Origin of the sequence: Rhodococcus sp. OK519 (genome assembly GCF_003051005.1) — a bacterium.
GTDB lineage: Bacteria > Actinomycetota > Actinomycetes > Mycobacteriales > Mycobacteriaceae > Prescottella.
Genome location: NZ_QAOW01000003.1, coordinates 340906 through 353252, shown reverse-complemented (window position 1 = coordinate 353252; position 12347 = coordinate 340906). Strand labels below are relative to the sequence as shown.

At 67.4% G+C, this 12347-nt stretch carries 14 protein-coding genes; 5 read left to right on the top strand and 9 right to left on the bottom strand.

Annotation, left to right across the window (positions count from 1 at the left end; all coding sequences use genetic code 11):
- The first annotated feature begins 36 nt into the window (after nt 1-36).
- On the top strand, nt 37-819 hold the full coding sequence (locus C8K36_RS11615; protein ID WP_107984626.1) for a hypothetical protein: 783 nt from the start codon (nt 37-39) through the stop codon (nt 817-819).
- Nucleotides 816-1589: a hypothetical protein gene (locus tag C8K36_RS11610; RefSeq protein WP_107984625.1), complete on the top strand. Its 774-nt coding sequence runs from the start codon at nt 816-818 to the stop codon at nt 1587-1589. The genes C8K36_RS11615 and C8K36_RS11610 overlap by 4 nt, the downstream gene beginning before the upstream one ends.
- A gap of 71 nt (nt 1590-1660) precedes the next feature.
- On the opposite strand, the gene C8K36_RS11605 is transcribed toward C8K36_RS11610, so the two are convergent.
- Genes C8K36_RS11605 through echA20 form a run of 4 tightly spaced genes read right to left on the bottom strand, consistent with a single transcriptional unit; the run spans nt 1661 to nt 5143 of the window.
- A complete protein-coding gene (locus tag C8K36_RS11605; protein WP_107984624.1) occupies nt 1661-2725 on the bottom strand; it encodes an NAD(P)H-dependent flavin oxidoreductase in 1065 nt (354 codons plus the stop codon).
- Nucleotides 2722-3471, bottom strand: a complete 750-nt coding sequence (locus tag C8K36_RS11600) for a CoA-transferase subunit beta (RefSeq protein WP_107984623.1) — start codon at nt 3469-3471, stop codon at nt 2722-2724. Before C8K36_RS11600 ends, C8K36_RS11605 begins: the two co-directional genes overlap by 4 nt.
- Complete coding sequence (locus C8K36_RS11595) at nt 3468-4358, bottom strand: CoA transferase subunit A (protein ID WP_107984622.1); 891 nt, start codon at nt 4356-4358, stop codon at nt 3468-3470. Before C8K36_RS11595 ends, C8K36_RS11600 begins: the two co-directional genes overlap by 4 nt.
- Nucleotides 4358-5143 carry a (7aS)-7a-methyl-1,5-dioxo-2,3,5,6,7,7a-hexahydro-1H-indene-carboxyl-CoA hydrolase gene (echA20, locus tag C8K36_RS11590; protein WP_107984621.1) on the bottom strand — a complete coding sequence of 262 codons (786 nt, stop codon included), beginning with the start codon at nt 5141-5143 and terminating at the stop codon, nt 4358-4360. Before echA20 ends, C8K36_RS11595 begins: the two co-directional genes overlap by 1 nt.
- 97 nt (nt 5144-5240) lie before the next feature.
- On the opposite strand from echA20, the gene C8K36_RS11585 reads away from it, so the two are divergent.
- Both C8K36_RS11585 and C8K36_RS11580 read left to right on the top strand, forming a co-directional pair.
- Nucleotides 5241-6014, top strand: a complete 774-nt coding sequence (locus tag C8K36_RS11585; protein WP_107984805.1) for an SDR family oxidoreductase — start codon at nt 5241-5243, stop codon at nt 6012-6014.
- Between the two features lie 9 nt (nt 6015-6023).
- Nucleotides 6024-6938: an SDR family oxidoreductase gene (locus tag C8K36_RS11580; RefSeq protein ID WP_107984620.1), complete on the top strand. Its 915-nt coding sequence runs from the start codon at nt 6024-6026 to the stop codon at nt 6936-6938.
- Between the two features lie 61 nt (nt 6939-6999).
- On the opposite strand, the gene C8K36_RS11575 is transcribed toward C8K36_RS11580, so the two are convergent.
- The 3 genes from C8K36_RS11575 to C8K36_RS11565 all read right to left on the bottom strand — a co-directional run bounded on the left by C8K36_RS11575 (nt 7000) and on the right by C8K36_RS11565 (nt 9422).
- Nucleotides 7000-7671: a GNAT family N-acetyltransferase gene (locus tag C8K36_RS11575; RefSeq protein WP_107984804.1), complete on the bottom strand. Its 672-nt coding sequence runs from the start codon at nt 7669-7671 to the stop codon at nt 7000-7002.
- A 100-nt stretch (nt 7672-7771) separates the two neighbouring features.
- Complete coding sequence (locus C8K36_RS11570; RefSeq protein ID WP_107984619.1) at nt 7772-8242, bottom strand: nitroreductase family deazaflavin-dependent oxidoreductase; 471 nt, start codon at nt 8240-8242, stop codon at nt 7772-7774.
- A 16-nt stretch (nt 8243-8258) separates the two neighbouring features.
- Nucleotides 8259-9422, bottom strand: coding sequence for a steroid 3-ketoacyl-CoA thiolase (locus C8K36_RS11565; protein WP_107984618.1), 1164 nt, complete (start codon nt 9420-9422; stop codon nt 8259-8261).
- A gap of 174 nt (nt 9423-9596) precedes the next feature.
- Between C8K36_RS11565 and C8K36_RS11560 the strand changes: the two genes are divergently transcribed.
- Nucleotides 9597-10850: a cytochrome P450 gene (locus C8K36_RS11560; RefSeq protein ID WP_107984617.1), complete on the top strand. Its 1254-nt coding sequence runs from the start codon at nt 9597-9599 to the stop codon at nt 10848-10850.
- Between the two features lie 190 nt (nt 10851-11040).
- Here the strand turns inward: C8K36_RS11560 and C8K36_RS11555 are convergent, their stop codons facing one another.
- Both C8K36_RS11555 and C8K36_RS11550 read right to left on the bottom strand, forming a co-directional pair.
- Complete coding sequence (locus C8K36_RS11555; protein ID WP_107984616.1) at nt 11041-11463, bottom strand: nuclear transport factor 2 family protein; 423 nt, start codon at nt 11461-11463, stop codon at nt 11041-11043.
- 10 nt (nt 11464-11473) lie between these two features.
- The gene (locus C8K36_RS11550) at nt 11474-12337 is read right to left on the bottom strand and encodes a TIGR03619 family F420-dependent LLM class oxidoreductase (RefSeq protein ID WP_107984615.1); all 864 of its coding nucleotides are present in this window, start codon (nt 12335-12337) and stop codon (nt 11474-11476) included.
- Nucleotides 12338-12347: the final 10 nt, after the last annotated feature.

Sequence of the window (12347 nt, the reverse complement as noted above, 5' to 3'; positions counted from 1 at the left end):
TTGTATTCCGCCCCACCCGCCTACCTCGGAGGAGAAATGGCGACCGACAATCGGAACGGACCCGCACTGTTCCCGGACGTGACTGAGCAGTTCGGATCGGCAGAGGTGCCAGAAAGTGCTGTTGTGCAACCGGTTGCGATCGTCCGTGAGCCGGTGGACCAGGTCGCGGCGGAAGTGGTCGCTGCCGACGTGCAGACGGTCGACGAGGAATCGGTGTCCGACTTCGAGTACCGCCCCACCTGGCTTGCGGCGGCACCGGCGAAGCATTCCGGCGCACCCGCCCCGCGCCGGCCGAGGAAGCCGCTCTACCTGGCGGGCGCCGCGGTTTCGCTCCTGTGCGTCGCCGGCGCCGCGGCCGCGGCGGTGCTCCTGGGCGGTGACCGGGAGACCGTCGGATCGGCCGTGCCGGTGCCGGGGGAGACCTCTGCCGATTCGGGGACCCCGGCGGTCTCGACAGCCTGGTGCGCCGACGCGGTGAGCGCGGGCAGGAGCGTCGGTCGAGGCCCGGGGAGCGTCGACAACGGGCCCGGCGCGATCCGTGCGTTCGACCACGCGTACTACGTCGAACGGGACGGCGGCCGGGTGGCGTCGCTGATGGTCACGCCCAATCCGGTTCCGGAGATCCAGAAGTGGATCGACGACGTTCCCGCCGGCACCGAACACTGTGTCACCATCGCGTCCACCGAGAATCCGAACACCTACGAGGTCGACCTCGGACTGCGGATGCCCGACGGCACCGACGGCGCCATCCGTCAGCGCATCACCGTCGCTGCTTCACCCGGCGGATTCAGGATCGCGAAGGTGGAGGATCTGCGATGAACAACGTGGTGGCGCTGCGCAGGGTTCCGAAAGTCGCCGAGCCCGAACGGGTGTCGGCGGTGGTGGTCGCGGGATCGGGCGGGGCCGCAACCACTACCACCGCGTTCGGCCTTGCCACGGCCCTCAGATTAGGCACGGGCAAGGAGGTCTCGGCCGTCGATGCCACCAGCGACAGCGGTAACCTGCTCTCCCGCACCGGGTGTGGGATGGTCGATGCGGCCCGTTCGATTCGCCAGTTCGAGGCGCACATGGCCCTGACGTCGGCCGGCGTCGTCGTGGTCGGCAACGGTGGCGGCCGGCTCGGCGATCCGGCGATTGTCGACGAATTGCTCGCGGCCAGGCACAGCGCCAGGATCCACGACGTCGGGACCGCCCTGCGCTCGCCGCGACTGGCGCCTCTGCTGCGTTCGAACGCCGCGCTCGTGATCGTCACGCCGGCCCGGTCCGAGCCTCTCAGCCGTATGCGTGACGCCCTCACCTGGGTGATGTCGGCGTACGGCGAGGACGTGTTCGGACGGACCATCGTCGTTGTCTCGCACCAGATGCCGGACACCCCAGTGGACCTGGCTGCGATCAGGGCGGCGTTGGCACCGCGCATCGCGGGGTTCGTCGAGGTGCCGTTCGACGCGACACTCGCGCAGCCGGGCGTGCTCGACCACCGCCGTCTGGCACCCGGCACCCTCGATGCCTGGACCGATGCCCTCGACGTCCTCGGCGGGCTGCTGACCCGTCCCGCGCGGCCTGCGGAGTCGGACGGCGAATTGGCCTGAAACGGAAGAAGGGACCCCTCACGCGCTGGTGGCGTATGAAGGGTCCCTTCAGCGGAGAGCCGGGAAGCCGGTCAGGCCTTGAGGTCTCCAAGTGCATCGATGCGCGCCGCGGCGTCGGCCATGATGCGCTCGATCAGTTCCTTGCAGCTGGGCAGGTCGTTGATCATGCCGACGACCTGACCGGACGCGAGCACGCCGGCTTCGGTGTTGCCCTCGACCAGACCGGCCTTGAGCAGCATCGGGGTGTTGGCGGCCATGATGATCTGCTGCCACGTGCGGTCGCCGGACTTCTTCATGGCGAGGCCGTCCTTCGCCAGCGTCGTCCACTTCATGCCCGTCATCGCCTTGAACTTCATCGCGTTCTTGGTAGCCGCGACGAGTCCCTTTGCGTAGCTGGACTTCTCCAGCGCATCCACGAGCTCGGTGTTGAGCACGCGGTGCGGCATGCCGTCGACCTTCTTCGACACCGTGGTGTCCGTGAGGCTGCGCTTGAGGTACTCCTGCTTGACCGAGTCCGGCACCGCCGAGTCGCTCGTGAGGAGGAAGCGGGTGCCCATCGCGACGCCAGCGGCACCGTACGACAGCGCCGCGGCCAGGCCGCGACCGTCGAAGAATCCGCCGCCGGCGACGACCGGGATGTCGACCGCGTCGAGCACGGACGGCAGCAGCAGCGTCGTAGCGACACCGCCGGTGTGGCCACCGCCCTCACCGCCCTGCACGATCACCGCGTCGGCGCCCCACGAGGCCACCTTGACGGCGTGCTTGGCCGCACCGATCGACGGGATCACGACGATCCCGTTGTCCTTGAGCTTGGCGATCAGTTCCTTCTTGGGTGCCAAGGCGAACGACGCGACCTTGACGCCCTCGCGGATCAGCAGATCGCAGCGCTTCGAGGCATCCGACGCGTCGGCACGCATGTTGACGCCGAACGGCTTGTCGGTCAGCTGCTTGGTCTTGATGACCGCAGCCTCGAGCTCCTCGTACGTCATCGTCGCCGAGGCGAGGATGCCGAGGCCGCCCGCGTTGGCGGTGGCCGCGGTCAGGCGCGGGCCGGAAACCCAGCCCATGCCCGTCTGCACGATCGGATGCTCGACGCCCACCAGTTCGGTGAACGGCGTCTTCAGCACCTGGTTCACAGCGAGACCTCGCGGTCACGCAGGCTCTTCGGGTCGATGACCTCGCGGATCAGGCGCAGCTCCTCGGCGGTGGGCTCACGGGTGATGCCCGCCGAGTCCAGACCGGCGATCTCGAAGGAGGTGTTGGCCTTGACGTCCTCGGCGGTGACGCCGGGGTGCAGGCTCACTGCGCGCATCGTCTGGCCGGGGCCCTGGAAGTCGAACACACCGAGGTTCGTGACGACCTGGTGGTTCTTCAGGAAGCGGAACGCCGGGTTCTCCGGGTCGACCTTGTCGTAGCCGACACCGCACACCACATCGACCTTGTCGGCGAACACGCGCGAGGAGTGCTTGCCCACCCAGTAGCTGGTGGCGTGGTTGATGGTGTTGCCGGGGGCGCCGCGCAGGCCGAACATCTGGCGGGTCGGCTTGTCCAGCGGGCCGAACGCCGAGAGGTTCTGGTTGCCGAACTTGTCGATCTGGTTCGCACCCATCACCACGTGGCGACGACCCGATGCAACCACGTCGAACACCTTCGAGAACGGGATGTAGCCCTCGATCGGCGCGCTGGCGCCGATGGCCGGGGCCTCGGCCAGGATCATGGCCTCGCCGTCGGTGATGATCAGGTCCGGCTCGGTGGTGAGCTTGGCCAGGCGGGCACCGATCAGCGGCAGCGTCGCCATGGGGGAGGCGAAGATCTCGCCGGCATCGGCGAACAACTCGGCGCACGCGATGGCGCAGTACTCCGCGCGGGTTACCTCGGTCATGACTTCTGCTCCTCTGCGAACTTGCGCACGGCGGCCTGGTAGTCGTCCTCGCTGCCGGACAGGTAGGTGTCGGCGAAGGTCTGCCACGCCTCGGGGGTCTTGGCGGACTCGGCGTAGTGGCGCTGGAACTTCTCGTCGCGCTTGTAGCCGCCGGCGAAGGTGAAGTGAGCGCCGTTCGGAGCCTCGGTGACGGTGTCGACCATCGAGCGATTCAGGATCAGGGCCTGATTCGGGACGGACTTGACGAGCTCCTCGGTGGAGACGATCTTGTCGACGCTGAGGATGCGCTGCTCGGCTGCGAGGCAGAACAGGTCGTCGAAGTACGGGTCGACACCGGTGTATGCGGCGTTGCCGCGCTCGTCGGCCAGGTCCAGGTGGACCAGAGCAGCGTCGAGCTTCAGCGCGGGCATCGCGATGACGGACTCGGTGCGGCCATCGGCGTCCGGGTACGGGGACGCGACGGTCTTGAGCTCGTCGCCCCAGACGGTCTGCGCATCCGAGCCGAGGCCGGCACGGATCGGCATGAACGGCAGGCGCGCTGCGGCGGCCTGCAGGCCGGCCTTGACCATGCCCTCGTCCATCTCGCGGGACTCGATGGTCCCGGCGACGCGGGCCTGGGCGAACCAGGGGTCGTAGAACGGAGCCGAGTCCAGGGACACGAAGCCGTAGTAGGCGCGCTTGACCTTGCCGGCGGAGATCAGCAGGCCGAGGTCCGGGCCGAGGTATCCGACGACGGTCAGGTCCGTGACGTCGCTACGCAGCAGCGCGCGCACGAGGGCCATCGGCTTGCGCCGCGAGCCCCAGCCGCCGATGCCGATGGTCATCCCGCTCTGGATACCGGCGACTGCCTCATCCAGTGAGCGGCGCTTTTCGCGCTTCTCAGCCATTACTTGCTGTCTCCCTTGGGTGCGGTGGTGTTCGACTTCGGCTTGCCGGTTGCGACGAACTCGTCGCGGTGCTCGTCGGCGACGCCGGCGAGGTTGAGCTCGAACGTGAAGCCCTGCTCGATCCGGTAGCTGGTGTGGACGTCCATCACGTCGATGCGGTTGATGGCTTCCTTGGCACGGCGGATGACCCGGGTGTCCTTGGCCGCGATCTCGCCGGCGATCTTCAGTGCGCAGGCGTCGAGCTCGGCGCGCGGGACCACGTCGTAGACGGAACCGAAGTGCTTGAGCGTCTGGGCGTCGACGTTCTTGGCCGTGTAGTACAGCGTGCGCATCATGTGCTGCGGGACCAGGCGGGCGAGGTGCGTGGCCGCACCGAGCGCGCCGCGGTCGACCTCGGGCAGGCCGAAGATGGCGTCGTCGGACGCGACGATGACGTCCGCGTTGCCGACCAGGCCGACGCCGCCGCCGACACAGAAGCCGTTGACGGCGACCACGACGGGCACCTCGCAGTCGTAGACCGCGGAGAAGGCCGCAGCGCAGCCGCGGTTGGCGTCGATCAGCGCGCCGTGGCCCTCGGTGGCCTGCATTTCCTTGATGTCGACGCCGGCGTTGAAGCCGCGTCCCTCGGCTCGGAGGATCACCACGTGGGTCTCGGGATCCTTGCCCGCCGCGAGGATGGCGTCGGCCAACTCGAACCAGCCCTTGGACGGGATGGCGTTCACGGGCGGGTAGTCGACGGTGACCGTGGTGATCCCGGCACCGTCCGAGGTCGAAGTGATGCCCATGGCATGTTCCTTACGTCTGTTGACCGAACCAAGCGATTGCTTGGTAAGTTATCACAGACGGGTGCGGATGACCCGTGCCGCTTCAGGGAGGAACAAGGTGGATCTCGGTCTCGAAGGCAAGGTCGTACTGGTGACCGGCGGAGTGCGCGGAATCGGAGCCGGAATCAGCCGGTCCTTCCTGCGTGCGGGCGCAACGGTCGTCACGTGCGCGCGTCGTCCGAGGGAGGACACCGCCGAGCCCATCGAGGTCGACGGCCGCGGTGTCGACTTCATCGCGTGCGACGTCCGCGACCCCGAACAGGTGCAGTCGATGATCGACCAGATCGTCGCGAAGTACGGCCGGCTCGACTCGGTCGTCAACAACGCCGGCGGCGCACCGTTCGCGATGGCGGCGGACGCGAGCCCCAAGTTCCACTCCAAGATCGTCGAGCTGAACCTGCTCGCGCCACTGCTGATCTCGCAGATCGCCAACGCGGTCATGCAGAAGCAGGAGGACGGCGGCTCGATCGTGATGATCTCCAGCGTCAGTGGCAGCCGTCCGTCGCCGGGCACCGCGGCCTACGGCGCGGCCAAGGCCGGCATCGACTCCCTTGCGGCGAGCCTGTCCGTCGAGTGGGCCCCCAAGGTGCGGGTCAACTCGATCGTCGTCGGACTGGTGCAGACCGAGCTGAGCCACCTGCACTACGGAGACGACGCCGGCATCGAGGCCGTCGGCAGTACCGTCCCGCTGGGTCGGATGGCCCGTCCCGAGGACATCGGCAACTGTGCGACATTCCTGGCATCCCCGTTGGCGGCCTACGTCAGCGGTTCGACACTTACCGTCCACGGCGGCGGCGAGCGCCCGGCCTTCCTGGCCGCGGCTACTACTTAAGGAGAACAAGTGAGCGGTTTGCTTGACGGCCGAGTCGTCATCATCACCGGCGCCGGCCGTGGAATCGGTCGCGCCCACGCGCTGGCCTTCGCGGCCGAGGGCGCCAAGGTCGTCGTCAACGACATCGGTGTCGGCGGCGACGGCTCCAACACCGGCGAGACCCCTGCCGAGCAGGTTGTCGCCGAGATCAAGGCTGCCGGTGGCGAGGCCGTCACCAACGGTGACGACGTCGCGTCGTGGGAGGGCGCTCAGAACCTCATCCAGACCGCGTTGGACAATTTCGGCCGCCTCGACGTTTTGGTCAACAACGCGGGCTTCCTGCGTGACCGCATGCTTGTCGGCATGAGCGAGCAGGAGTGGGACTCGGTCATCCGCGTTCACCTCAAGGGCCACTTCGCCCCGCTGCGCCACGCCGCTGCATACTGGCGCGCCGAGTCCAAGGCCGGACGTCCCGTGGACGCACGCATCATCAACACCAGCTCGGGCGCGGGCCTGCAGGGCTCCATCGGCCAGGGCAACTACGCCGCGGCCAAGGCCGGCATCGCCGAGATGACCATCCAGGCTGCCGCCGAGCTCAAGAACTACGGCGTCTCCGTCAACGCGATCGCCCCCGCGGCCCGCACCCGCATGACCGTCGGTGCCGGTGGCGCGATGGCCGAGGCGATGGCCGCTCCGGAGGAGGGCTTCGACGCCATGGCACCGGAGAACATCTCCCCGCTGGTCGTGTGGCTGGGCTCCGCCGAGTCGAAGAACGTCACCGGACGCGTGTTCGAGGTCGAGGGTGGCAAGATCACCGTCGCCGAGGGCTGGCGCCACGGACCCACCCAGGACAAGGGTGACCGCTGGGATCCGAAGGAACTCGGACCGGTTGTCGCCGATCTGCTCGACAAGGCCGAGACCCCCACTCCGGTCTACGGCGCATAAGTCGGACAGAGAGAACGCCCGTGCGCACGATGCGCACGGGCGTTCTTCGTCTCGATGGGTGTTATGCCGGGGTGCGGATGATGAGCACGGTGCCGGGGAAGTAGGCGGCCAGTTCGCTGCGCGCCTGCTTGAGCGAGGCCGTGCCGTATCCCTGCTTCCGCGCGTCGGGCGCCACCCAGACCGCGACGTCGACCTCGTTGCCGTTGAGCTCACCGAACACCAGACCGACGCTGCTGGGCTCGTCACCGGTGGTGCACTCGGCAACCAGCCATGCCGCCGACTCGTCGTCGATGCGCTTCAGGCCGTCCTGGCGTTCCTGCTCGACGCGGTCCGCGCTCCACGGCGAGCCGGACTCGTCGAAGCGCTCCGTGGACCGCGCCCGGAACAGTGCGGTGTCCGCGTCCGAATCGGTGAACGGGCGCACGCGAACTCCCGCGCCGGTGCTGTACGGACGCTGCTCGGGCAGCCACTGCAGGGTGGCGTCGAGATCCTCGAGTTCGGTGCGGATGCGATCGCGTTCCTTGATCGTGAGCCGGTCGAAACGCAGACCCAGCACGGCCTCGGCGCAGAAATCCGAGGTGTCGAGCAGGTCGCGTACCGCCGCGACGGCGGCCTCACGATCCGCGCTCTCGACGATGGCGTCCAGGACCTCGTGGCGACGGTCGAGGGCCTTCAACAGGGCCGAAGCGATCTCGCGCCGATCGATCACCTGGTCGTGGTTCTTCACGGTCATGTTGCGACATTCCTCCTCGAGAACCGGGTGCCCGGCGCCGATGTGCCGGGCGTCGCCCACCATTATTCCCGCCCGAGGCCGCGCGGGGGAGGGCCGAAAGTTATTCGCAGATCACCACGGGAATCTGTCGGTCGGTCCACGACTGATAGTTGTCGAAGTCGGCGTACATGGCCACCAGGCGGGGCCACAGTTCGGCGCGCTCCTCGTCGGACGCGACCCGTGCCTGCATCGTCCGGACAGAGGATTTGATCTGGACCGTCACCTCGGGGTTCGCGCGAATGTTCAGATACCACATCGGATTCTTGGGAAGCCCGCCCTGCGACGCCACCAGGATCACCCGATCGCCGTCCTCGAGGAAGAGTAGCGGGCTGATCCGCGGTTGCCCGCTCTTGCGGCCGATCGTGGTGAGCAGGCAGACGGGGATTCCCCACGGGAAGGCGCTGCCGACTCGCCACTTGCCACCGAGACGCCCGCCGGTGGCCCGATACAGCTTCACGTTGAACTTCGACATCCATTTGATGATGCCGACCGTGTATTTCGAATCGAGCCCCGACGGGCGCGTGGTGGTCATCTTCCAGGTGCTCCGATCAGATCCGCTCGATGATGGTGCCGGTGGCCAGTGCGCCGCCCGCGCACATCGTGATGAGCGCGGTCGAGCCGTCACGGCGCTCGAGTTCGTGCAGCGCGGTGGTGATGAGGCGGGACCCGGTGCTGCCCACCGGATGTCCGAGCGCGAGGGCGCCGCCGTTGACGTTGACCTTGGCCATGTCGGGGCCGTGGACCTGTGCCCACGACAGCGCGACGGACGCGAAGGCCTCGTTGACCTCGAACAGGTCCAGGTCGCCGATCTTCATGCCGGCCTTCTCGAGCACCCGCGCCGTCGCCTGGACCGGGCCGTCGAGGTGGTACTCGGGCTCGGCGCCGACGAGGGCCTGGCTGACGATGCGGGCGCGCGGCTTCAGGCCCAGCGCGCGGGCGCGGTCCTCGTCCATGAGCATGACGGCGGCGGCGCCGTCGGAGATCTGCGACGACGTGCCCGCAGTGTGGGTGCCGCCCTCGAGAACGGGCTTGAGCTTGGCGAGGGACTCCGCGGTGGTGTCGCGCAGACCCTGGTCGCGGCTGACGACGTTCATCTCCGAGGTGGGCTGCTTGTCCGCGCCGATGACCGGTGCGGTGACCGGGACGATCTCGCGATCGAAGCGGCCCTCCTCCCAGGCCTGCTTCGCGCGCGCCTGCGACTGCACGCCGAGGGCCTCGAGGTCCTCACGAGTGAGCCCACGGCGCTTGGCGATCCGCTCGGCCGCGTTGAACTGGTCGGGCATGTCGATGTCCCACGACGCCGGACGACGCGGGCCCGCCTCGGTGCCGACGTTGGCGCCGAGCGGAACCTGGCTCATGGCCTCGACGCCGCACGCGATGCCGATGTCGATCGCACCGGTTGCGATGAGACCGGCGATGAGGTGGTTGGCCTGCTGCGCCGAACCGCACTGGCAGTCGATGGTGGTGGCGCCCACCTGCCACGGAAGACCGGCGGCGAGCCACGCGGTGCGGGTGACGTTGTTGGACTGCGCGCCGGCCTGCGTGACACACCCGCCGATCACCTGCTCGACCAGCACGGGATCGATGCCCGCGCGGTCTACGATGCCCTTCTGTACGGCACCGAGGATCTCGGTCGCGTGCAGTCCGGACAGCCAGCCACCGCGCTTTCCGATGGGGGTACGAACTGCCTCGACGATTACTGGTGTGCCCACGGCGGGCTCCTTTCGCTCTCTACTTCGAAAAGTAGAACAAGTTCTCCCCATCGGGCAAGGACCCGGTGGGTTGATTTTTGCCTAGTCTTTCCCTGATCGACGCTCTGTGATTCAATGCATATAGAACGTGTTCCACATCACTTCGCGGCCTGACCGCGAGGGCAGGAGACAGCAGTGGCGCAGCCCAATATTCCCGCAGGTTTCGACTTTACGGACCCTGACATCTACGCACACCGGATCCCGGTCGCAGAACTCGCAGAAGTTCGGAAGACCGAGCCGGTGTTCTGGGTCGAGCAGCCGGACGGCGTCGGTGGCTTCAACGACGGCGGATACTGGCTTGTCACCCGGCACGAAGACATTCGGGACGTCTCGCAGCGCAGCGACGTGTTCTCCACTTGGGAGAACACCGCGATCCCGCGCTTCAACGACGACATGGAGCGCGCGCAGATCGAGCTGCAGCGTTTCGTGCTGCTGAACAAGGATGCGCCGGAGCACACCAAGCTGCGCAAGCTCGTTGCCCGCGGCTTCACGCCCCGCGCGATCAACGGACTCAAGGCCGAGCTGAAGGACCGGGCCGAGGCGATCGTCCAGGCTGCCGCGGCCGAGGGTAGCGGCGACTTCGTCACGCAGGTCGCGGCCGAGCTTCCGCTGCAGGCCATCGCCGAGCTCATCGGTGTGCCGCAGGAGGACCGCAACAAGGTCTTCGAGTGGTCCAATCAGATGACCTCGTACGACGATCCCGAGTTCGCCGACATCGATCCGGCTGCGGCGTCGATGGAGATCCTCGGCTACGCGTACCAGATGGCGGAGGCCCGCAAGGAGAACCCTGCGGACGACCTCGTCACGACGCTCATCGAGGCGGACGTCGACGGCGACGTGCTCAGCCCGGAGGAGTTCGGCTTCTTCGTGATCGTGCTCGCGGTGGCCGGCAACGAGACCACCCGCAACGCGACGACGCACGGCATGAAGGCCTTCATGGACAACCCGGAGCAGTGGGAGCTGTTCAAGAAGGAGCGTCCGAAGACGATGGCCGACGAGGTCATTCGCTGGGCCACTCCGGTCGCCTCGTTCCAGCGCACCGCCCTCCAGGACACCGAGATCGGCGGAGTCGCGATCAAGAAGGGTCAGCGCGTGGTGATGAGCTACGTCTCGGCCAACTTCGACGAGGACGTCTTCGACGAGCCGCACAAGTTCGACATCACCCGCGACCCGAACCCGCATCTGTCGTTCGGTGGCACCGGCGCGCACTACTGCCTGGGCGCCAACCTGGCCCGCATGGAGATCGAGCTGATCTTCAACGCGATCGCGGACTTCCTCCCGGACATCACCGAGGCCGGCGACACTCGCCGCCTGCGCTCCGGCTGGCTCAACGGCATCAAGGAGTACCAGGTCGACTACAAGACCGGCGGTTGCCCGGTCAAGCACTAGCTTCGACCTCCACCACAGACGCAGTAGCGTCGGCGAGATCCCTCATCCCTCGCCGGCGCTACTGCTCTGTTTCCAGGGTCGTTCCGGGGTCATTTCCGGGATCTTCGGATTCAGGTGAGAGATACACGGGCGCAACGACAGTGGGGCGGTCACCTCATCGGTGACCGCCCCACTGTCGTGGTCGGTGAACTCAGATCTTCTTCAGGGTCTTCATCGCTCGCTCGACCTCCCAGAAGGCCCGCAGCGACTGCAGCTTGCCCTCCGCGTTGACGCGATAGACGAACACGCCCTCGGCGTCGACCTGGTTGCCTGCGATCACCGTGCGAATGAAGCCGATGTTGACGTTCTCGTCGCCGCACACCAGCGAGTCGTTCACGAAGAACTCGAGGGAGTCGGTGTTGGCGATGGTCATGTCGTAGAACTTCGAGATGGCGTCGCGGCCGTGGTGGCCCTTGCCCTCGGGGTCGAAGCCCGACGGGCCGACCGGGTCCTCGACCCAGCCGTCCTCCGCGAACAGATCGAGCCACTCCTCCTTGCGCTTTCCGCTCGCCGCGGACTGCGATGCCTTCGCCGCGACGCGGGCGGGGTGCTCGGTTCCGGTTGTCGTCGTCATGCTTCGCTCCCTAGTGAATGTACTGATCGGCGAACTTGCGCAGCGAGTCCTGCTTGGCCTCGAGCGGGGCGTCGAAGCCGAGGCCGTCGAAGATCCACGGGACGACGATGCTGTCGGTGATACCGGCCTCGGCCATCTCGGCGTAGCCGTCCTTGCCGAACCGGTCGATGCAGACCGCCTGGATCTCGAAAGGCCGCTCGGCGCGGCCGTATTCGGCTCGCAACTCGTCGAGGCGAGCCATCGTGGCGACCAGGTCGTCGAACTTCATCATGGCCGACGTCCAGCCGTCACCGATGCGGGCCGCGCGCTTGAGCGCGACCTCGGTGTGGCCGCCCACGTAGAACGGCACCGGCTTGCTGGGGGCCGGGCTGATCTGCAGTCGGTCGAAGTCGAAGAACTCGCCGTGGTACTCGACCATGCCCCCGTCGAGGACCAGTTTGATGATCTCGATCATCTCGTCGACGCGGGCGCCGCGCTTCTTGTAGGGGGCGCCGCACCACTCGAACTCCTCCGGCGCCCAGCCGATTCCGACGCCGAAACCGAAGCGGTTGCCGGTCAGGTTCGCCACCGAACCCACCTGCCGCGCCAGCAGCAGGGGATTGCGGGAGCCGAGCTTGAGGACGTTGGTGTAGAAGCCGATGGTGCTCGTGACGGCGCCCATCGCGGCCGCCGCGATCAACGGGTCCACCCACGGCGTCTCGGCATTCCACATGCGGGAGCCGTCGGGGGTGTACGGGTAGTCCGCGGCGGCCGTCTCCATGAAGAACAGGGAGTCGGGCAACGCGATGTTCGCGAAACCAACCTCCTCTGCGGTCTGTGCCAGGGCGGTCAGTTGGTCCAGCGGGCTCATCGCGATGCCGACTGTGAACTTCATGGGAGAGCCT